The organism is Spirochaetota bacterium (genome assembly GCA_038043445.1).
GTDB lineage: Bacteria > Spirochaetota > Brachyspiria > Brachyspirales > JACRPF01 > JBBTBY01.
On record JBBTBY010000045.1, the window covers coordinates 1 to 21,987 of the forward strand.

The 21,987-nt window shown below is 55.0% G+C and carries 18 protein-coding genes; 8 read left to right on the forward strand and 10 right to left on the reverse strand.

Going from position 1 to position 21,987, the window contains the following annotated elements:
- Positions 1 to 810, forward strand: an 810-nt coding sequence (locus AABZ39_06730) for a hypothetical protein (protein MEK6794452.1), incomplete at its 5' end; no start/stop codon positions are given.
- Position 811: 1 nt separating this feature from the next.
- Entirely contained in the window at positions 812 to 2,071 is a 1,260-nt protein-coding gene (locus AABZ39_06735; protein ID MEK6794453.1) for a hypothetical protein, read from the forward strand.
- 9 nt (positions 2,072 to 2,080) lie between these two features.
- On the opposite strand, the gene AABZ39_06740 is transcribed toward AABZ39_06735, so the two are convergent.
- Both AABZ39_06740 and AABZ39_06745 read right to left on the reverse strand, forming a co-directional pair.
- Positions 2,081 to 2,821 (reverse strand): P-loop NTPase, encoded by a 741-nt coding sequence (locus tag AABZ39_06740; GenBank protein ID MEK6794454.1) that lies wholly within the window; start codon positions 2,819 to 2,821, stop codon positions 2,081 to 2,083.
- Positions 2,818 to 3,948 carry a hypothetical protein gene (locus AABZ39_06745; GenBank protein ID MEK6794455.1) on the reverse strand — a complete coding sequence of 377 codons (1,131 nt, stop codon included), beginning with the start codon at positions 3,946 to 3,948 and terminating at the stop codon, positions 2,818 to 2,820. The genes AABZ39_06740 and AABZ39_06745 overlap by 4 nt, the downstream gene beginning before the upstream one ends.
- Positions 3,949 to 4,156: 208 nt before the next feature.
- Here AABZ39_06745 and AABZ39_06750 point away from each other — a divergent pair, with 208 nt between their 5' ends.
- The 4 genes from AABZ39_06750 to AABZ39_06765 all read left to right on the forward strand — a co-directional run bounded on the left by AABZ39_06750 (position 4,157) and on the right by AABZ39_06765 (position 9,744).
- The gene (locus AABZ39_06750) at positions 4,157 to 5,347 is read left to right on the forward strand and encodes a radical SAM protein (GenBank protein ID MEK6794456.1); all 1,191 of its coding nucleotides are present in this window, start codon (positions 4,157 to 4,159) and stop codon (positions 5,345 to 5,347) included.
- An 81-nt stretch (positions 5,348 to 5,428) separates the two neighbouring features.
- A complete protein-coding gene (locus AABZ39_06755; protein ID MEK6794457.1) occupies positions 5,429 to 6,472 on the forward strand; it encodes a hypothetical protein in 1,044 nt (347 codons plus the stop codon).
- A 58-nt stretch (positions 6,473 to 6,530) separates the two neighbouring features.
- Complete coding sequence (locus AABZ39_06760) at positions 6,531 to 7,763, forward strand: cyclic nucleotide-binding domain-containing protein (protein MEK6794458.1); 1,233 nt, start codon at positions 6,531 to 6,533, stop codon at positions 7,761 to 7,763.
- A complete protein-coding gene (locus AABZ39_06765) occupies positions 7,723 to 9,744 on the forward strand; it encodes a hypothetical protein (GenBank protein MEK6794459.1) in 2,022 nt (673 codons plus the stop codon). Before AABZ39_06760 ends, AABZ39_06765 begins: the two co-directional genes overlap by 41 nt.
- Here AABZ39_06765 and AABZ39_06770 read toward each other — a convergent pair.
- Entirely contained in the window at positions 9,688 to 10,542 is an 855-nt protein-coding gene (locus tag AABZ39_06770; GenBank protein ID MEK6794460.1) for a sigma-70 family RNA polymerase sigma factor, read from the reverse strand. The two genes, AABZ39_06765 and AABZ39_06770, sit on opposite strands and share 57 nt — an antisense overlap.
- Before the next feature lie 135 nt (positions 10,543 to 10,677).
- On the opposite strand from AABZ39_06770, the gene AABZ39_06775 reads away from it, so the two are divergent.
- The gene (locus AABZ39_06775; GenBank protein ID MEK6794461.1) at positions 10,678 to 11,064 is read left to right on the forward strand and encodes a hypothetical protein; all 387 of its coding nucleotides are present in this window, start codon (positions 10,678 to 10,680) and stop codon (positions 11,062 to 11,064) included.
- A gap of 781 nt (positions 11,065 to 11,845) precedes the next feature.
- Here the strand turns inward: AABZ39_06775 and AABZ39_06780 are convergent.
- Complete coding sequence (locus AABZ39_06780; protein ID MEK6794462.1) at positions 11,846 to 12,220, reverse strand: GxxExxY protein; 375 nt, start codon at positions 12,218 to 12,220, stop codon at positions 11,846 to 11,848.
- A gap of 720 nt (positions 12,221 to 12,940) precedes the next feature.
- Between AABZ39_06780 and AABZ39_06785 the strand changes: the two genes are divergently transcribed.
- Positions 12,941 to 13,825: a transposase gene (locus AABZ39_06785; GenBank protein MEK6794463.1), complete on the forward strand. Its 885-nt coding sequence runs from the start codon at positions 12,941 to 12,943 to the stop codon at positions 13,823 to 13,825.
- A 261-nt stretch (positions 13,826 to 14,086) separates the two neighbouring features.
- Here the strand turns inward: AABZ39_06785 and AABZ39_06790 are convergent, their stop codons facing one another.
- The 6 genes from AABZ39_06790 to AABZ39_06815 form a co-directional block, all read right to left on the reverse strand.
- Positions 14,087 to 14,866: a hypothetical protein gene (locus AABZ39_06790; protein ID MEK6794464.1), complete on the reverse strand. Its 780-nt coding sequence runs from the start codon at positions 14,864 to 14,866 to the stop codon at positions 14,087 to 14,089.
- Positions 14,867 to 15,049: 183 nt separating this feature from the next.
- Entirely contained in the window at positions 15,050 to 16,126 is a 1,077-nt protein-coding gene (locus tag AABZ39_06795; protein ID MEK6794465.1) for a hypothetical protein, read from the reverse strand.
- Positions 16,113 to 17,465, reverse strand: coding sequence for an FGGY family carbohydrate kinase (locus AABZ39_06800; GenBank protein MEK6794466.1), 1,353 nt, complete (start codon positions 17,463 to 17,465; stop codon positions 16,113 to 16,115). The genes AABZ39_06795 and AABZ39_06800 overlap by 14 nt, the downstream gene beginning before the upstream one ends.
- Positions 17,462 to 18,520, reverse strand: coding sequence for a uroporphyrinogen decarboxylase family protein (locus AABZ39_06805; protein ID MEK6794467.1), 1,059 nt, complete (start codon positions 18,518 to 18,520; stop codon positions 17,462 to 17,464). The genes AABZ39_06800 and AABZ39_06805 overlap by 4 nt, the downstream gene beginning before the upstream one ends.
- Complete coding sequence (locus tag AABZ39_06810; protein MEK6794468.1) at positions 18,517 to 19,554, reverse strand: GntR family transcriptional regulator; 1,038 nt, start codon at positions 19,552 to 19,554, stop codon at positions 18,517 to 18,519. Before AABZ39_06810 ends, AABZ39_06805 begins: the two co-directional genes overlap by 4 nt.
- Positions 19,551 to 21,971, reverse strand: coding sequence for a pyruvate formate lyase family protein (locus tag AABZ39_06815; GenBank protein ID MEK6794469.1), 2,421 nt, complete (start codon positions 21,969 to 21,971; stop codon positions 19,551 to 19,553). The genes AABZ39_06810 and AABZ39_06815 overlap by 4 nt, the downstream gene beginning before the upstream one ends.
- Positions 21,972 to 21,987 lie beyond the last annotated feature (16 nt).

Here is a 21,987-nt window from a genome sequence, read left to right on the forward strand (position 1 = left end):
GTATTCCTGGTCACGGTGCAGACGCAGGATACGGCGGTGTTCTCGAGCGGGATGCTCTCGGTAAGCGTACCGAGCAACGCCTTCTCCAACGAGATGTACGTGGATATGCGCAAACCGAGCGATCACCAGTATCTGTATGCCGTCACCAATCGCCTCGCCGACATTGCGGCGGCGGACAGCGGAGTTACGGCCGGTACTACGGTGCTCGCCTCCTCTCTGTATCAGCTGGGTGCTATCGAAAGCAATCTCGTGGAATATCCGGGGACGCTCTCGAACAGCATGATACTTGAATTTACCTATACCGATGCCGACCTTGTAAATGGAAGCGTCATAGCCGCCGGCAACAGCCTTACGGTAGTGGCGCTGACGCAGACCAACAGCACGTTCGCATGGATCGAGGTGGCCGGTGCCACCAATGACATCGCGAACCGGAAAGTCCGTGTATCGGTGAATGCGACCGGCGTGTACGCCCTCAAAGGCAGGGCGAACAGGATAGCGCCGAATTCGGATCTCTCTCGTGTGGGAACCTACCCGAACCCGTTCGACCTGCGATCGGCACCGAACATGTACGTTATCAATCTGCCGCTCGATGTGCAGTATGTCAAGGTGTACACGGCGGACGGCAGACTGCTGCGGACGCTCCTCCCTGGAAAGGGCATCGGGCCCATCGAGGTGCATGGCACGCGCTTTAACGGCGCCACATGGGACGGCAAGGACGAGAACAATAATTTCGTAAGGAGCGGATTGTATCTGCTCGAGATACGGACGCCGAACACCGCGGTGGTCAGGAAATTCGGATTGAAGCGATAGTATGGAAAGAAAAAGAACACTTTGGAATGCAGCGGTCATCATCCTGGCGGCATCCGGCCTGTGGGCGCAGTCCATACTGAACATATCCCCGTACCCGGTGGGGCAGGCGATGTCCGGCGCGTTCAGCGCATACGCAAAAGATTCCGAAGCGATGTTCTATAATCCTGCAGCGACGTGCTATGGGTACAAGAACGACATCTATGCGACCTACACGGCATGGCTCGCTGAGACCAGTCTCATGGCGATAAGTTATCGATACAAGGTCGACTCAAAACTTGCGTTCGGCGTTTCGCTCGGTGCTTTTTTCAGCGGCAACATCGACTACAGTCCTTTCGGAGCGTCGTCCCCGTTCACCCTCGATGCGCAGGGGTTCTGGGTATTGCCGCAGACGGCCCAGTATAGTTACAGCGAGGTGCTCCTTACGCTCAATGCGAGCTATCTCATCACGCTCGGCGATATCATGATGGCCATCGGTGCGAACGCGAAACTGGGCGGCATGTCCTTCGATATGAGGTCACTAGCGGATAATGAGGGAGCGATGTTCGCCGCGCTCGATACCGGGATTCTTTTCCCCGTTCATGTGAACTTCGCGATAAGCGATGTGTGGCTCAAGCGCATCGTGCCCGAATATGTCGCGTTCACCTTCACCGACCTCGGCATCAATTTCGATCCATCCGGCCGGCTCACCGCTACGGGCACGGACATGGCGTTCCGCCTCGGCCTCGGTTTCAATCTGTTCGCGGCGAAATTCATATTCCTCGATCTGCCGTCGCGGTATAATCTGAAGATGGAGATGGATATTTCAAGCGATGATATCTACAGCATGGGCGCGATCAACGATTTCAATTTCAATAAAGTGATAACTTCACAGCTGCTCCTCGGCTTCAAGGCCAATCCGTCGGGCTTCTGGTTCTCAAGCGGTCTCTTCGTCGGGTTCGACATACTGAAGGTCATCTATTCGGTGGGGTATACGTTCACGCTCGCCGGATCGCTCGGGTACACCCATCAATTCTCGTTCAATGCCGATTTCGATTTCGATATCGTCGGGAGCATATTCGGCAAGGACGCGAAGACCGTGCAGGACGACAAGGTCAATCAGGGGGTCGCTGAGATCGTGAAGATAATACGCGTCGGCGAGTACAAGCAGGCGATCTACATACTGAAGCAGCTCCTTGAGAAATATCCCGATGATCAGCGGCTTCAGAACATGCGCGACAGGCTGCGCGAGATCAATCCCGAGGTGGATTCGTTCTTCTACTGAGGGCGTACTTCAGAGTATGCCGGAAAGGCGGTGCGTGATGGCATCGAGCGAGGCGCGGGCCCTCGATGAGGCGGCGGTATAGAACGGTATCTGACGTACACCGGCGTCGATGACGGCCTGTTCATGCGGTATCATATCGACGAGCACTATCTCGCGGTTCAATTTACTCCGCACGAGCGAGATGTAATGCGACACGTACCGCATCGCCATGCGGATGTCAGTGACGCGGTTTATCACGTAGTAGATGATGCACGACTCGTTGAATTCCTTCACATACGCTATGGTCTTATAGCTCCCGACGAGCGCCACCGGGTCCGGCATGGTGACGATGATGACATCCGTTGACCGCGATACGAGTTCGAGCATGGTGCGATTGATGCCTGCACCCGCATCGAAAATGACCACATCATAGGGGAGCTTGAGCACCCCGTCGGCGAACCATTTCATCTGTGCAAGGGTTATGACGGCGTTCTTATTGAAATCGGAATAGTAGACAAGGACATCGATCCCGAATTTCGTCTGCTGCACCGCTGAGCGGAGATATTTCTCGCTGTTGTGCGAAAGGAGCTGCTTCAACCCGCATTGCGGGACGATGCCGAGGAGCGCGCCCACGGAGGGGAGCATGAAATCCGAGTCGACGACAAGGACACGATAGCCGAAATTCCTCGCCATGGCGATGCCGACATTGACCGAGAACGTGGTCTTCCCCGTACCGCCCTTGCCGCTCGCTATCGTATAGACCTTCTTCACCTCTTCTTCCTTTTCGTCTGCTTGAGCATCTTGTCTTCGCTCTCGATGTATTCCTTCAGATAATCCATGTTGATGCTCGGCCCGTCATCGCGCTGCGCCCGGCCTTTTTTTCGGAAGAAGATGAACGCTGCGCCCGCAAAAAGTACACCGATGCCGAGTACGATAAGAAGGAGCGGCGACCACGGTGATGCCCCCGCCGGCGATGCGTTCGATACGCTCTTTGTGCGCATGGCGCCGTCGTTCTGTGCGGGGACAGAGAGGAAGTCGTAGCGGCGCGCATTGTTGAGCGTAAGAAGGTTGATCCGCGCGTTCTCTTCTTCCATCCGCTGCATGCGCTGCTGGAGCTCTATCATGGTGTAGAAATAATTGCTGTAGATGCCCATGAGCTTGGAAACGTTCTCGCTCTGCATGTCCAGGTAGTTGAGGTACAGGTCCATCTGATTGGACAGCGTGAACCAGTTCGTGGTGAATTCGGATCTCAGCACCGCGTTCGTGATGATGTTCGTGTATTTACGCACATCATCGATGTCATTGCTCACGACCTTCGCGAAGATCTGAAAGTTGGTCAGGATGAACTGCTGCAGATTGCGGAGCGCTTCCTTGTTTATCGTGCTGTTCGTCTGCTTGTCCTGCATGACCGCCTGGAGATCATTGCTGAATTTGGTCACGAACTCCTCGAGCTGCCTGCGTTCCTGGTAGCGCGCGCGCGTGTGCTGCTTGACCTCCACGAGCTTGACCATCACATGGCTCATCGATACGGCGATGATCTGATAATCAAGGACGAGGTATGCGTCGAGCGCCGATTTCAGGTATTTGCGGCAGAATATTATCGCCGTGTCGTTCGACGAGGTGTTCGGGAGCAGGGCGTCACCCGACACATTGGATGAGCCGGCCTTGACGAGACTTTTACACTCGGTCACTATCGCCGATGCGCTGTTCTCCGCTTCGGTGAACGTATTGTATGCGGCATGGTAGTCATTGCGGTACAGAAAATTGAAGCCGCGCTCGATAACATCGCGTATCTGAATTATCGTGTTCGCATTGAATTGGACTTTATCGTCCTGGGCATGGCAATTGAACGCCAGCGTACTTGAGAACAGCAGAAGAAGTAGGATCTTCGTATGCATGGTTATCCGCTTTTCGATACTCCGCATGTACTGCAATTATCGGTACTATTCACAGGCCCGTTGAGGAATATTTTCCACGTGAATATATTATATAATGGAAGATATCACAAGCACGTAAGCCGTCGGACTGAGGTGTCGGGCCGGGCATACCGTTGAAAATACGGGGATTTATTGTATCCTATTGACAGAGCGAGGGTAAGGAGATCTCATGCACCGTAATATCTCACTGGTACCGAAACTGTTCTTAAGCAATCCCGACAAGGCGCTGTATATGGCGGAGGGCTTTCTCGCCCAGGTGCGCGCACGGGAGATAGACTATCACAATCCCGACGGGGTGAGCAATGAGCTCCCGCTCATCACGTTCAAGCTCACATCGATATGCAATCTTCGCTGCGTCATGTGCGGCCAGCGCGGGAAGATGGGTACGCTGAAAGGTGAGTTCGCGGCGAAAGAGGCGGAGCATCTGGTCTCCATCGATCAATACAAGCGTTTGACGGATGAGGTCGCCGATAAGGTGAAGGCGTTCTATGTGTGGGGCGGCGAGCCGTTCCTCTACCCCAATTTCATGGAATTGGCCGCCTACATGGCGAAAAAGATCCCTGTGTTCACGGTGAATACCAACGGGACACTGCTTGCGCCGCATGCCGCTGAGATCGTTCGTGACCGCTGGACGGGATTTTTCATCTCCCTCGACGGTTTTCGCGAGACGAACGACGCCATTCGCGGCGAGGGTTCGTATCAGAAGGTCATCGACGGGATACATGCCATCAATGCGGAGAAAAAGAAGCAGAACTCGTCACTGCCGCATGTGGGTATCGTCACGACCGTAAGCAATCTGAACTATCTTGACCTTGACAAGCTCGTTGAGGCTACCAAGGACATCGGCCTCTCATGGCATATCATCAATCTCGGCACGTACCTGACCGATGCGATCGGGCAGAAGCAGCGTGCGTACATGAAAGAGCATCTTGAATACGATCCCCATTATTGGAAGGGGTTCACGAGCGGATATAATGAAGGGATCGATGGTGAGCGCTTTTCCGAGATACTTGCACGCGCCCATAAGATACAGTCCGATCATCCGGTGATCACGGTCCCGGTCATAGACCCCAGGGCCATCGGTTCGTATTACAGCGACCTCGAAGCCGTTGTACGCGATCAATGTCTTGCCCCCTGGTTCTCGGTGAACATCAATTATAACGGGGATGTGCATTTCTGCGCCGATTATCCGGATTATGTCATCGGCAATATCAAGGAAACACCGCTTCTCGAGATGTACAATAACACGCGTGCGCGTAAATTCCGACTGGAGCTTGCGAACGCCCCTGACGGTATTTTCCCTGCCTGTAAGCGCTGCTATCAGCTCATGCTCTGCGGGCATCGGAGGAAAGGGTTCTAGCGGCACAGAGCCGGTCCTGCGGTTGCATCCGTGTGATTCTTCATATATAATGTACGCAATAATTCACGAGGGACGGTATCTATGTTCTGGAAGTGTGTTCCGGTCGTTTTCATCTCGATATGGCTCGTATCCTGCAGCGGCGGTCCGTGGGTAGCACGCATCGACGGCAATCATCCCATCACCCTGTCGGATTTTCGCGACGAGTTCAAGTCGTTCGCCCGCATCTCGGGTCTTACGAAGTCCGACATCGAACGTTTTTACGATAACGAGGACGAAAAGCGCGAATTCCTCGCTAAAATGGTCGACAAGGAGATGATCTATCTTGCCGCCATCAAAGAGAAGATCGATACGAACGCTTCGGTAAAGAAAACATTGCTTGAGCAGACGGAGAATCAGATCGTACAGTTCTATGCCTATTCGCTCATCGGTACGAATGCGAACGTAACGGAGGCCGAGACGATGGCCGCGTTCCGCGAGCTCTCCCCGCGGCTTGCGATGATGAACGGCGGCCGCCCTGTGGCGTATCAGAGCGTACAGCGCGAGATAACCGGCATGGTCGCGCAGAAGAAACTCACCGAAAAGTACAAGGAAGTCGTCGATGCGGCGAAGAAGGAATTCAATGTCGTCATAGACGCGGCGAAGGACCCGATGATCGTGGCGGCCGGGGTGACGAACATCTCCAAGGCCGAGGTCGATGAAAAGGTGAAGAAGCTCGAGGAAGCGGGAGTAGTTCCCGCCGAGCGCCGCGGCGAGGTGCGAACGCTCACTATTGAGAATATTGCCGGGGTGACAGCGTTGAGGCTCAAGGCGAAGAAGACCGGGTACTGGAATGGCGCCGAGGCAAAGACCGCAGCCCGGCTTGCCAGGAAGCAGGTGCTCATCGAGGAGTACATCTCGCGCCGCATGAAGAACGTCCCCGCGGAACCGACGGAGGCCGAGCTCGATCAGATCAATGCCGTGTACGGGAAACAGTACGGGCTCGATCAGATGCCCTATGGCGAACAGCGCAAACGTCTCATCATGATGGCCAAGCAGATACGCGTCGGGCAGCAGCAGAAGGCCATCGTGGACGCCCTTAAGGAGTCCCGGCGCATAGAAAAAAAGGTCGAAGCGATAAAGCAATAGTGCCGATAATCGAAATGAAGTACTATACCCCCGGTGACGGGGACGACCGGACGGACGCATGGCAGAGAATGCACCGAGCGCGCAGCTAGCGCTCGTCAGCTTCAATAAAGGCTCCTTCATCATCGTCGAAGGGAAGCGGGATAATGACTGCTTCTTCATAGTCAAGGCCGGACAAGTGCGCATTTCCAAGGAAGCGGATGTCGGGGAAGGCGAACAGACGATGAACCCCGGCGACTTCTTCGGCGTGGTATCCGCCATGAGCGGACACCTGCGCGAGGAAACGGCGGTGGCGCTCACCGATGTCTCGCTCATAGCCGTCAAGAAGGACCAGTTCGGCATCCTCATCCAGAAGAACACCCCGCTCGCCATGAAGATAATCCGGAGCTTCAGCCAGAAGCTTCGTCACTTCGATCACTCCATCATGAAGATATCGATGAAAGAGGAAAGCGTCGACGACCCGGAAAGCCTCTATTCCATCGGCGAGTATTATCATGATCTCGGCAACCGCAAGCTCGCGATGTACGCGTACGTGCGCTACCTGCAGATCAATGCGCAGGGCATGAACGTGGCGAACGTGAAGGCTCGGCTCGGCGAACTTGGTGAGATAGACAATACCATCGGCAAGCCGGTGGTCGAGTTCAACATTCGCAAGCATGAAGGGGAATTCATATTCTGCGAGCATGAGCCGGGCAATGAACTCTACATACTCCAGGAAGGGAAAGTAAAGATAACGAAGATCGTCGGCGGCAATGAAGTGCTCCTTGCTGTCCTTCAGGCCGGCGATATTTTCGGCGAAATGGCGATACTCGAGAACAAGCCGCGCAATGCATCGGCGATATCCTACGGCGACACGCTGCTCCTTGCGGTGAACAAAGCGAACGTCGAGGGCATGGTGAAGGCGCAGCCGCAGCTCGCCACGCGCCTCATTCAGATACTCTCGGAACGCATCTGGATGGCGTACCGCCAGCTCGCCAATCTCATGCTGAAAGACCCCGTCGGCAGGCTCTACGACATGCTCCTCACCCACATCGAGAAGAACCATGTGCCCATAGAGAAGAAGAAGCCCTATGTGTTCACGTTCGGCGTCAAGGAACTCATCAGCATGGTGGGGCTCCCCGCCGGCGACGGGCGTGTTGCGATAACGAAGCTCATGGATAATAAGACCTTCTCGCTCAAGGACAATAAGCTCATGGTCGCCGATATCGATGAAGTGCAGCGTCAGACCGAATACTTCCGCAAGATGTCCCTCCTTGACAAGAAAAGAGAGCAGGCGAAAACAACGTTCCGCTGACCTCGCGCGGTATCTCGGGGGGCGTCCCCCGCGTCGTCGATACCCGGTCGTTCCTGCCGTGGTCGTGATATCGCTTCTTGCGCTCGTTTCCCTCTTCCTCTTCTTTCCGCGCACGGCATTGATACGTTCGGTATTGACACGCATCGAGAGCGGATATTCCGTTCGTATAGCGTATACATCCTTCGTGTTCGATCTGCGTCACGGGACCGCGGTTCGCGGCATTGAAATAGTACGGCGGGACGGAGTGACCATTGCGAGCGCACGGCGGCTTTCCGCCGGCATACACTGGCCGTCGCTTCTCCGCGGACATATAACGGTGAGCGATATCGTTATCGACGGGCTTTCCGCCGATGCGCGTGCGCTCCTTGCGCTTATGGATCGCGGCGGTCCGGCGACGAACTCGGCGTTCTCCATCGATGCGCTTACGCTTTCCGATGCGCATATACGGCTCGGTGATATTTTCGTCCGCGGGAATATGCGCTACCGCGCCGGGCGTGTTTCCGCCGAGGGTACGGTGAATGATATCACCGCGTTCAATGCGGACATCGCGGGTGACAGCGGAGAGATATCCTGCTCCCGTATCGATTGGCGCACGCTCATGCCGAAGAATCAGTTCACCGCGCTCATCGGCATCGATGCCGCCGTGCCTTCGTTCAATCGCAGCGGGCTTACCCTGCGATGCACGATCGAGAGCAATGCGGTCGGTTTTGCAACGAAGCATCCCTTCGTCCTCTGCACTATCGCGGGGAAGCGGACCATGCTTGAGCTTTCCGGCGAGTATCGATCCGATACCGGGGACCTGTCGATACGTTCGCGCAATGCGCTCCTTGCCGGTACGCCTGTCGATGTTTCGTTCATCATGACAAAGACGGCTTTTCGCGTGCCGTTCACCGTGAACGATGTGCTGCCCATCGCCATACCCTCGCTCGGTGTTTCTCTTACCGCGCGCGGCACGGGTGAGTATGGCGTGCGGGGGCTTACCGCAACGATAGCGCTTGCATCGCTCTGGTATACGAATGCGCTGCTCCGTCACCCGTTCTTCATCCCCAAGGCATCGGTCGTTATCGATCGGGATACGATACGCGCACTCGAGACATCCGGGCGATACGGCACTGCCGCGTTCACGGTGCGCATCCCCGCAATGCCGCTTTCCTTCACGAACCTGCGCGCGTCCCTCGCGGTGGCCGCCTTCGACATCGGCGATATCGTCCCTGCGTCCGGCGGCGGGGCGAATATGATGCCGATATCCCTCGCCGTGTCGGTCAAGCGCCTCTCTCTTGCCTCGACCGTCTTCGAGGATGTGCACGCGGTACTAGAGAGCACGCCGTCCGCGTTCGCGGTGAGTTCCATACGTGCGGTGCTGGGGCTCGGCACGGTCAACGGCGAATACCGCATACGGTTCACCGAGAACCCGGCGCGTCATATCGCGAGCTTCAGCGCCGAGGGCGTGCATGTGAACCGAGTGGTGAAGGACATTACCGGCGAGGAGTATCTGTACGGCACGGCGGAGGCATCGGCGGATGCCGACTTCACGCTCGGGAGCGTCGCCGATGTATGGACGAACGGATTTTTCTCGCTCACGGCGACGGTGAAGGCCGGACGGATAAAGAGGGGCGTGTATCTCGACGCGATCTACGGCAAGCTCGGGCGAGAATCGCCGGCGTATGAATATTTCGACGATCTTACGCTTTCCGGCGGACTGAACAGCGGGAAGGTCATCGCTGAACGCATCGTGATACGCGGCGAGGATAAGGAATATCATCTCTCCGGCGGGGCGTATGACCTCGCGAAAAAGGAATTATCGATACGCTCGAACGAACTTTATGTGAGCGAATCGTTCCGCGACCGCTATATCCCCAACCCATTATATCTTGCCGGGCTTTTCAGGGCGAGCCGCCCCGGGTGGTTCATCGTGGGGCCGTTCTCATACGATAAGGGTACGGTGGAGTGGGGGAAGCCTGAACACAGCCCCATGCATTGACAGCAAGCGCAGCAGGAATATTCCAGCGATGCTGTCTTCCGCCGACGGAACACCATATATTCTGGTAAACGATACGGTATGTTCACCGGGAATGGGCATGCACTTCTCCGTATGAAGCTCGTTGCCTCCCTTTGTATCGACGGCTTCGTCTGTTGATACTTCTTCTGAAACATCGACTTTTGCCGTGTCATATGCCGCTCGTATAGCCGCGATAAGCCGCGAGCAAATGCTCCGTACCGTCCCCGCCGGTTTCTCTATGGCTTGGGCTATCGCAGACGATGTATATCCATCGGAATAGAGCTGAAGTATGTACCGATGGTCGATGGGGAGCGCATTGATGACGGCTTGTGCTGCCTGCAGACCTGGATTATCGGCATATGATGCCGGCGGGAGGTCGGAACCACCCGTGGTATTGTCCGCAAGCAAGTCTATACGGAGTATGTCGCTGCCGGAAGTGACCGGTTCATCAAGCGAAACTGTCTTAGACGCTTCCTCCGCTGCGGCAAGCCGGCGCAGATAGTCGTTGCGGGTATTGATGGCTATTACATATATCCAGAGCTTAAGGCTCCCGCGAGAGGGATCATAGCGCTCTATCGCGCCGATGACCTTTGCCAGAACGTCGCAGGACAGTTCTTCGGCATCGGAGGAGTCGTTCACCCAGCGTCCGAAGAGATGGCGGATGTAGCCGAAATACTTTTCCTGGAAGATGCGATAGCAGCGCATATTATTCCTGCGTATCCCGTTGAGAAGGGTGATGTCATCGACCGGCATGGCCGGTATTGTGTTCGGGGTTCCCATATATCGATCCGTATAATTAGCAGAGATTATTTTGCAACACTCTTTCGTATACAATATCGTAAGGACACGAAGAAAAGTCAAGCGCGCTGATGAATTTTTCGTGAAATCCTGCAAAATAAAAATAGGAGGTGATCTATGAAATCACTGAACGAGACTGGAAAGAGGGAATTCGCGATGCGGATCCTCAATGTGCTCACGACCAATGACGCGGTGGTAAAAGCCGCGGGGGTGGATGCGACCGGAAAGGCGCAAGCACTCAAGGCCCTGACTGACGAAGCGTTCGCTGCCGAAAATGCGCAGATCCGCATCGAGGCGGATTGCCGGAACGCCACGGCACGGTCGCGCAACTCAGCCCAGGCGGCTTATGCCGCGGCATCGGGTGTGGTGGCGCTCATCGCCGGCAGCATCGGCAGGGATGATCAGCTTTCCCGTGAACTGCGGTCGCTCAGAAAGGCGATGACGCGCGGAACGGGAAGCGACGTCAATGCGGTCGCGGTGAAAGCCGAAAAGAAGATCGCGTAACGTGAACACCGGCTGAAAGGCCCGGACAGGAAGACGTTCCTGCCCGGGCCTTTTTTTATTATCAGAAACCATCACCGGATCTTAGAGCGGAATATCCGATGTAAAACACAAGGCCTCTTATAAACCTGATGCGCTTATGTAACCTGCGCATGATCCTGTCTGAATGTATCAAAAAACGGTATATGTACCGTATGATCTCATAACGTGAACGCCCGCGATCATAGGGAAGCTGGTCCCTATGGCTATATCACGCAGATTATCGGCGTATACTGACCCTATTCCAGCGTACGTTCAACATACGCTGGTGTATGTTGGATTTACACTGGATCACGCTGGACGCGAGACAGCGTACGTCAGGCGTACACCGGTGTATGTTCATCGTGAGCTGGCGTACGCTCAACATATTCCAGTGTACAAGCATTGTACACGTACGACCACACTTACCGGTAAGCGTACGTTCAACGTACACTGGTTTTTTTTGAACATATACTGGATCATGTTGTTCGCGAGACAGTGTACGGTAAGCGTACACTGGTGCATGTTCAACAAAAGCCGGCGTACGGTCGTTATACGCTCTCGACAGCTTCTGCAGCCAAGCGTACGTTCAACATATGCTGGTGTACGTTCAGCGTACACTGGATCACGTTCACCGCGAGCTGGCTCACGCTGAGCATACGCTGGAATATTATTGTTGTTTTTGTCTGCATCCAGCCTCGGACACTCACCCCCTCGGGGCTCCCCCTCTCTCACAGGGAAGTGAGAGAGGGGGAGAATAGCGTCCTTAAAGTCCGTTGACGATGCGGACTATGCCGTCTTTGAGAAGGACGGTGTTGAAGTTGAGAAGTAAGCCGAGTTTGAGGTTGGTGAGCTTGAGATAGGTAAGCAGCTGTTTCTTGTGTACCGCTTGGACGGTCTCTACTGATTTGACCTCAATGATGACCATTTTTTCTACGATTATGTCTGCGCGAAAGCCGAACTCGAATACCTTGCCGCCGTAGTTTACAGGGACCACGATCTCGGTTTCGACCGATAAGCCGCTTTCACGTAATTCGTGTGCCAGTATGTTTTGATACACGGATTCTGGCAGGCCGGGGCCGAGATGACGATGCGCTTTCAACGCGCACCCGATGATCTGATTTGAGATCTCATTTTCCATTGTAAACTCCGAATGAAAATAAATTGAGTCCGCTTGCAGGCAGGCCTCACTGATGACGGCCTGACTGCGAGCGGACGAATCGTATGAGCATGCCCTTTGCGGTCTTTGCGGCTTCGCGAGATATTCTTGCCTTATGTATTTCCATGATACATGCATTGAAAAAGAAGAGCGTGTCTCGCAGAGGCGCAGAGTACGCAGAGTAGGAGAATTGCATCCTATGCAATACATGTCGGGCGGAATATTGATGTTTTTCGTGTTTAATTATATGTGCAGACAAAAGGGATATATCGTCAACGTCGCCCAGAGCGATCCGCGCTCTATAAGGTAATGGAATCGCACTACGACGCTTTCCGTGAAGAGTATAATGTCGTTTATGGAGAACAATATGGGTTTTTCCGGCCGGAAATAGATCGGGAAATGGCGAAGTATCGAAAATGCGGAATTCCGAAATACGGTTTCGCGCGAGTGCAGTGTAAAGACGATGACTGCGGACACGAATTTATCCTTCCGTTCTCATGTAAATCGCGCGGTGCGTGCCCATCCTGTATGCAGAAAAACATGCTCGAGACCGGCGCTTTCATCACCGAAGCGATAGCGCTTGAAGTACCCCACCGTCATATAGTCTTTACGATCCCGAAGCTCATGAGGAAGAATTTCTACTGGCATAGACCGGCACTCAATGATCTGTCCCGTATGGCATGGGACTGTATTTTATCATTCATGTGTAATACGCTTCAGCAAGATGGGCGTCCCGGAGCGGTGTTGTCTATAGAAACCGCAGGCGAGTATCAGGACGGCAATCCGCACATTCACGCGGTAACGACCGATGGTATCTATACGCCGACCGGTTCATTCTACTTCATGCCTCGATACGGCGAGCTCGCGGAAAAGTATCTGCGTTCGCTTTGGGAGATGGCGGTTACGAAATACGTGCTTGAAAAGGGATTTGTCACCGAGGAGACGATAGAAAAGGTGTCCGCGTATCGGCATAATGGGTTCTCTGTATACGCTCGACGGCGCGTTGAATATAAGAAATCCGATGAAAGGAGCGTGGCCGAGTTCGAGCAGCTTGCGCGATACATCGTCAAGCCGCATTTCTCCCTTGAATCGATGGAGTATGTCCCGCAGACCGGGAAAGTTCTGTATCACGGCACGATGAACAAAGGGAAGCGGCGAAACTTTGAGATATTTGAAGCCAATGATTTTCTTGCTGCGGTAACCTCTCATATCCCGAAATATAGACAACGGTATTTAAATTATTATGGCGAGTACTCGAGCCGCGCGAGGGCGAAAGAAAAAGAGTATCAGGAAATGCCGCGGGAAGGTGCGTCTGTAGAGCAGCGGGAATATCGGAAACGATGGGCGATGTTGATCCGCAAAGTGTATGAGGTCGATCCATTAAAGTGTCCGAAATGCGGCAAAGAGATGCATATTGTCGAATACGTGCGCGAGGCGTATGCTTTTCTGTATAAGCAATGGCTCGTTTCTATTGATGCTTGGTATGTTGAACCCCCGAGGGCGCCTCCTGAACAGCCAGTGCTGGAGTTAACATACTGCGCAATCTCGGAAGATGCCCACTATGTAGACGAATTTGCCGATGCATGAGAGTATCGTACGGGAGAGGTGTATGCACCAAAAATAAAATAACGCGGGGATCGCCTGCCAGGTGCCCACACAGCACACAAAAGAGGGGCGGGTGAGATAGAATGACACGATGCAGGAACGCAGCGGATGGGGATGCGGTCCGATTTGACAGGAGAACGGCGGGTGGTATACTGGGCCGTGTAAGCGTGCGCCTGTAAGGCGCTGCCTGGCGGCGTAGCCGCTACGGAGGCGGTAATGGTGGCGAATGAAAACTCCTTTCCTTTATTTCAGAATTTCTTCCACCATCGATACGTTCTCTTCCACCATGCCGTCCTTATCCCCGCGATGCATCCCCACGTTCACCGCGTCCGTCGGCTTGATGTTCTCGAACGCGTACTCGAACGCCATCCGCGGATCGATGCGCCCGGCGCCCATTATCTTGTACCCGATGCAGGGCTTTTTGATGTACTGTATCGCGCGAACCGCCTCCGCCATATCGGCGAGACGGAATTTATGACCCTTGCCCGCGTGCAGACTTCCGCAGTTGAAGAAGCAGACGACATGGAAATCCGCTATGCCGTTGTCATACGCCCAGCGATGTGCGTCCGGTGAATGGCCCGCCAATCCGGCCGGCACGCCGCGTTTGCGGGCGTGATCGCACCAGGAGCGGAGCTGCTTGTCGTCCTTTCGTGCGTATGCATCGTCGGTGAGTGCTCCGTGAAAGTAGAGGGCTTTGCAGCCTATCTCCACGGCTTCATCGATGGCCGCTTCCATGTTCGGCTTTGTGCGGCAATTTATCTGGGCTATCCACTGCAGTGCACCCTTCTCTGCGCGGTATTCGCGCACCGCCTGGATGACATGCGGCGTCTCATTATTGGTTATCATCGTTGTGATGCCGGCCTTCTCGGCGCGCGCCCATGTCTCTTTGATGCGCTCGACGGTATTGTATGCGACCATGGCGGCATCGCGTTCTTTGCTCTGATGGCTGAACCCGCCGAAGGGATTTGCGCCGAGTATGAGTCGTGATATCTGCAGCCCACAAAAGCTGACCTGTGGTATCATGGGGAACTCCGTTTTTTCGATCACGTGCAGCGTACCGGGAAATGGTATCGTAAATGGAAAGGAATGCAAGTGCGAAGCGCTATGATAATTAAGAACAGGAACGACCACGGAGGTCACAGAGAAGCACAGAGAACAGTAAGGGCTTGATCTTCTCAGTGCCCTCAGTGCGCTCCGTGGTTGTATTTATTCCTTATCTGATGATGTTTGGCGACAAAGAATCGGTGGTGATGCAATAAATATCGAAACGGGTGATGCCCCTCCGTTCATGATGTTCACCGCTTTAGCTGCATACGGTATGATGAACGCATCGCCTTTGCCGAATCGTATTCCCGTCCCGTCAAAACGCCCCTCGCCGTCCATAATGATCGCGATAGCGAAGCTTGTCACGGGATAGGATATTGATGCTGTGACGGTAAGGATGCGCACGCCGAAGAATTCGCGCCATTTCCCGTTGAGGAGATCGACGTCGGCATCGCCTGTGCTCTTCGATGCGAGTGAACGGAGGAGCGATGCCCCGCGCGCTCCGTCGAGATCGAAGCTTTCGAACATGCGGTCGTCGCCGAGATCCATATGTACCTGTGCCGGTGTCAAGTCCCAGCACGGGCCTTTTTTATCGAGCTGGAACACGAAATCGCTCGGCTCCTGCACCTCGATGCAGAACACACCGCTGCCGATGGCGTGCGGCACACGACCGGGGATGATGAAAAAATCATGCTCCTTCACGCACACTTTATTGAGCATGGAAAGCATGGCGGGCACGTCCTGCTCATCGTACGCACGTCGGAACGATGCCTTATCCGCATTCTCAGTGAACCCGAGATACACATGCGGCGGTACACCATCGATGGTGCGCCCGCCGAGTATATACCATGTCTCGGTCTTGCCGTATTCGGCGGAAAGATATTTCTTCGAGAACGCGCGGTCCGGATGCGACTGTATGGGGAGGCGGATAAGCGAGTCGAGTTCCTTTACGAGCACGCCCGTCCTGTCGCCGATGCGCTTTCTATGCGCAGTGCCGAACAGCGCTTCCGGATGCTCGGTGATGAGCGTCGTCAGGGCCACGTTCTCTCCGTCGATGATCACCTGCGATATGCCTTCACCGGTATCACCGAGCGCAGCCGTATCCGATCCTATCCAGTTCTCGGGAAAAAAACCGTCCGTGCATATGTTCTTGCCGAGGAAGCGGTCAATGAGCGCGCCGCCTTTATAGATGCGCGAAACGCGGTTCTCTTCGAGCTTGAGAGGTCTATCTATTTTCATACGATAACATCCTTCCTGCCGATAGAAAATCTCCGTTTCCCGAACCGACGAAAGCCGAGAGCGCCGCACCGACAGCGGCTTCTTCCCGATGCAGAGTGAACCGTATCGGATGACCGAAACGTTCCTTTACGATGGCGCGGAGCAGGGCGTTCTTCCGAAGTCCATTGCCGGAGCCGGTGAGCGACCGGACGCGTCCGCGAACGGTCTTCGGCATTCGATTGTACATGTCATAGAGCTCATCCGTCATACCGTCGCAGAAACCGACGATGAGATGTTCAGGCGTGAGGTTATCCATGGAGATATTCGATATGGAGCCGCGCACCGATGCGTCCGTGCGTGTTCCGGCGAATCGTGTATCGACGGTCAATCTCTCCGCGAGTGTTCCGATCTTGAGGGCATTCATGAGATCGAAAATATCGCCGGGATCTTTTTCGCCGAAGAACGACAATGTTCTTTCGAAGAACTGATGCAGCAGGGCGTACGATTTTCCGCCGCAGAGCGATGCGCCGACGAGGAGATAGCCCCCGCCGGGGAAAGGACGGGTATCGACACCAGGGACGGCAGCATATCGTTCCGTGTATGCAGATATCTGTGCGCCGGTGCCGATATTGATGAGCGCTGTTCGGCAGATATCCTTGACCGAGCCGAGGAAACTCGCCTGATTGTCACCGAGTGCGGTGTATACGGGGATGCCGCGCCATGTGCCCGCTTTTATTCCGGACGGGACTATTTTCGGGAGCAATGCTGCGCCGATACCGGCTTTCTGCAAAGCGCGTTCATCGAAGCGAAGCGATCTGAGGTTGAATACGCCGAAACTCGCGGCATTCGTCGCATCAATGCGCGGTTCATTTGCTCCGGTCAATCGCATGACAAGATGGTCCTGTATCGTACAGAAAGACGATGCATTCTTCGGCACGCATCTTGTTATGATGTTGTAGTAATGCGTCGCCATGCCGAATCCCGGTGCGACGGCGTATCCTGTTGCGGCGGAAAGAGAACCCGCGTACGTGGTCTTTCGATAGGGAAGTCCCGCGCGTCCGTCCTGCCAGGTCATGAGCGGGCTCGCCGCGTTGCCGTTCTTATCGACATAGACGATGCCGTGCATCTGTCCTGTCACACCGATGCCACGGATGTTCGGATATTTCCTGAGGAGCGATGTGAGGATATTTTCTGCTGTCGTGATGATCTTTTCCGTATCCTGTATGCGCTCCCATGTCCGTGATGTCCGTATGAACGACCGATTATCCTTCGTGATGGAAGCGATGATGCGCCGCCGCTTCGTGTCGATAACCGCTCCGCAAATGGATGTCGTGCCAATATCTATGCCGATGTATCTCATGCTGCACCTGCTTCTGGAACGCATATATGGTCGAGTGTTGTTCGCCCTGCCGCTCGGAAGAGTGCGCGTATGTTCTCGAAGGGGACATCGTGTATGCGGTGTGCCGGCGAAAGAATGTATCCCGATCCGAATATGCCGCAGGTCTCCCGAGCGATACGCTCTATTTCTTCAGGGCTTCCATGACGGAGCAACTCCTGTGTATCGATGCCGCCGAGGAAAGAGAGCGAATCCCCGAATTGCCGCTTCAATCCTGCCGGTGCCATGCCGGGAACGTTCGGCTGTATCGGGTTGAGTATATCAAGTCCGAGTTCGATGAGGTCAGGTATTATCGGGGCGATAGCGCCGCAGGAATGATGTGCGATGATGACGTCCGGCTTGTATCGCTTTATTCCGCGCCAAAGCTTTGCGACGAGCGGCTTTATCGATGTTCGCCACATGTCCGGTGAAATGAGCATGCTCTGCTGTGTTCCCCAATCGTCGCCGGTCCAGATGATATTGGCGCCGACATCGATGCAGTGCTTCGCCACCGCGAGCGTGTATTCGATGTGGCGTTCGAAGAGCGGCAGCATTGCGCGCTCGTCCATGGCGAGGGCGAGCATGGTCGGTTCCATGCCGTAGAGGCTGTATGCGGCTTCGAAAACGATAGGGGAGATATCGACGAGGATGGGATATTCTTTTCCATATCGTGCGACCTGCCGTCTGAGGATGTCGTACTTGCCGGGGGCGTTTGGGTCCGGATGACGATAAGAGGGCACGGCATCGATATCCCTGATCGGATATTCGACGATATTGAATGAATCGTTCTGTTTCAGGAAGCGGAAACCGAATTCGGAGATGCGTTCTTCGCCGTCGGCCATCGACTGCATCATATATGCGTTCATACCCATGTCCACAGGGACGATATCATTGCCGAGCGACGGATGCAGATCGAGCACGTCAACGCGGAGCGCTGCCGCCAGACGCGCTTCCCATTCGGGGCTGAACCAGACATAGAGCGGCTGTTCTGTACCGGACTCATGCCCAACAGTGCGCTGGATACGTTCCTTCGCGGTCATGGCGTCGTCCTCCGTGCGTGTTCAATGATATCGCCTTTTCTGAGTATCGTGGATGCTTTCCATGTTCTCGGTTTTGTGTTCTGTTCGATGAGCCGGTCATAGGCGGTGCGTGCGAGAACTTCCATCGGCTGTGCATACACCGTGATAGCAAGTTCGGATGCGCCGGGAAGGTCATCAACGCAGGCGACTACGATCGATCGTGCGTGTGCGGACGCCCGCTGTACTGCCATGCCGATGACGCCGTTCCCGCATATGACAGCATCGATGGACGACGGCAGTGTGCCGAGCAGGGCTATGGCATCTGTGTCAATGCTTTTTTCCCGTCTCCACGGCAGTCGGTACACTGCGTTCACGCCATGGCGTACGTACGCGGCCTCGCGTTCGATAGTGCTTGTGATGACATCGTTCTCCCATCCGACATAGGCGATGTGCTTTGCGCCATGCTCGATGAGGCGGTCGTACAGTGAATCTATGGCGTGGGCATTATCGACGCTGATAAAGTCAGCGGTGTTCGAATCGACGATGCGGTCGAAGAGCACGAAATTCATCCCGAGACCGCGGAGCCGGGCAAGGCGGGGGACATCGATAGATTCATCGTAGGGCCAGATGACGGCGCTTCGTATGCCGCGTTCGTAGCATCGAAACACCGTGTCCTCGATGCGTGCGCCGCCCGCTTTATACACGACAAGTGTATCGTTCCTCTCCGCGGCAGCCTCGAAGCAGCGGATGAATTCCGCGAAGAAAGGATTCTCCGCTGGCGCGATGACGGCGCAGATGTCCAGGGCTCCTGCATGCGCTTTTGCAGTGAGCGATACATGCGTTCCGTGGCCCTGCCGCCGCGAGATGATGCCTTCTTTCTCCATGGCATCGAGGGTGCTGCGCACGGTAACACGGCTCATGCGGTGCTCGTCCGCAAGATCACGTTCCGGGGGCAGCAGCGCTCCGTCGGCGTACGTGCCTTCGTATATTTTCTGCGCGAGCAGTCTTCTCAGCTTCAAGTGGAGCACTTCGTCCGAAGAGACACGCCGTTTCATATTCGTGTGGACCCCGGATCGAGACGCTTCATGATATCATCCTGAATCGCAGGCGATAGATCGAGAAAATTCACGAACGTGCCGTGTATGCGCATGATGTAGATGCCGTTGGGCGCGTGCTTTTTCGGATGTGCGAGCACTTTCCGAAGCATGGCGGGTGTGTTCACGTTCACATAGAGATAGAACGGCGCCGTTCCATCGCTCGAAAAGAACAGCGGGTGTATGACGCGCTCCTTAAATGCGCGGCCTTTATCTTCGAAGGTGTCCTCGGGGAAGTATCGCGGGTCAATGCCGTAGTGCGATGCGTATCCGCCGGTCATGAGGTCGAAGGGCATTTTTCTTACCGAGAGCGTGCGAAAGCCGAGCCCGGTTATCGCCTCGCCGAACAAGGGGTCGATGCCGTAGCCGAGCATTTCGCGAGCGTGACGCCCGTCCGGTGTTGCGCCTGTCCAGTATCCGTAGAGTAGATGCGTGGATGGGGAACTGAAGTCAGGTCGAAACGGATTGCCGAGATAATTCTTCTGCGCGCTGATACGGCGGGCGACATGCTTCGCGAGCGTTTTGGCTTCATCATCGACTGATGTGATATTGTTCCCGTATTTCGGAGCCGATGCAAGGAATTGACGAAGGTCTTCATCATTTATGAAATCGTTCTTGAGCGCCGCAAGAAGGCGAACCGCGTCATGAGGACGTTCTGCGATGAGCGAATCGATGGCGGCGAATGAATCAGCGACGACGGACAGCCCATGGATGAGGCAGCCGCTGCCGTTATACTTCGTGCCCTGCTTTTTCGCATCGCGCATATCCACGCCGCTCTCTATCCCGCCCATAAGCGTGGATATGAACGGTACGCGAAGAAGGGAGAGCGCTTTTGCGCAGCCGTTCGACGCTGCAGTCATGCGCTCGATGAAGCTGTCGAGATTCGCGTAGAATGCCGGCCGTATGCTGCGAAGGAGGGCGATAGGATCTTTACAAAGGGGCACTCCCCCTTGTTCTCTCGTCTCTGTGACAGTTTTCATATCAACATGTTCCGCTATTTCGCCGATCGATGCCCCGCTGATAGTCGATACACCGCCGGAAAGCGTAAGTTCGAGCACTTTCGCGAGATTGAGCCAGCTTGCCGTGGTGTTGCCGTTATCCTTGCCCATGATGAGCGGTTCCTGACAGCCGGCTATCGAGTAATCCGCAAGGTCGCTTCGTGCGACGCCGGAACGTTCAAGAACGGCAAAAAGTGAATCATCATTAAAGAGCGACGGCGTCAGCATTCCCGGTGTGAAGAAGAAGCGTCCGAGCGAAGCGTACATCTCTTTCGGTGTTCCGCTATGCAGTTTCACCGATAATATCGGCTGCGGATAGTTGCATTCGAAGTAGGCGTCGAGCACAGCGTAGCTCATTTTGTTGGTGAGATCTGCTCCATGCGCATCGCGTCCGCTTATCATGAGGTTCTGCGATATCGCCCAGCTCCTGTCGCCGACATTGAAGAACGTGAGGAGATGCTTCATGAGCGCTGCGGAATATGCACGGTCATTATCGTCCATGGCCCGGTACGGCTCGAGCATGCGGTCGATATTGCCGACGGAGAATGCGTACGGATTGGGTGACTGCTCAAGGCACATGACCTGCCAGAGGAGGATGAACGATTGTATCGCTTCGTAGAGGCTGCATGCGCCGTAGAGCGGGACGCGTGTGAGCGTTTCGGAGATGAGTGTAAGCTCTTTTGCGCGCTCTGTATCGGCAGTGCGGCTCTGCTCGCGTGCGAGCGTACTGTATCGCCCTGCGAGTTTTATCGCCGCTTCGAGCGATGACTTCATAGCGGTGAGCGTCGTGCGCTTTTCCGCATCGGCCTCATGTGAAAGCCGTGTGTCGATGCGCTCCATCTCATATGCTATGCCGTGAGCGAGTATCGGTCGGAAGTCGGCTATCGTGTGCCCGCTTACCTGCTCGACGAAATAGGCGACCTCTTTCGTATCGTTCTCGATGCCGGAATAGACGTGCTTAAGCTCGCGTACGTAGTGCGTCGATGCGAAATATGTCCGCACGTTCTCGATGCGCTCCTTCGTGAATTCGTCATTCGGTTCGATGTCGTTGTATACAGCAAGCGGATCGCAGTAGCCCGCGAACGATTCCACCGTGAATGCCGGATTGATGAGCGCGTAACTGCGCGCGAAGGCATCGCGCTGTGTGCCGGCGAATACGGCGGCCTCAGGTATCGATATCGGCAGCTCCTCCGCGATGCGTACGAGCGTTTTTGCGGCGGCTGATTCGGGGTGATCGTCCCTGAATTCTTTTGCGCATCGCATGCGGATCTCCTGAACGATGAACCAGCCGTCAAGTCGCGTGCGGCAGCGTTCGGCGCTGAACAGCGCTTTGGCTTTATCGGACAGATGAGCGGCGCTATGGATAGTTTGATATGTCATTCGCATTCCCTTCTAC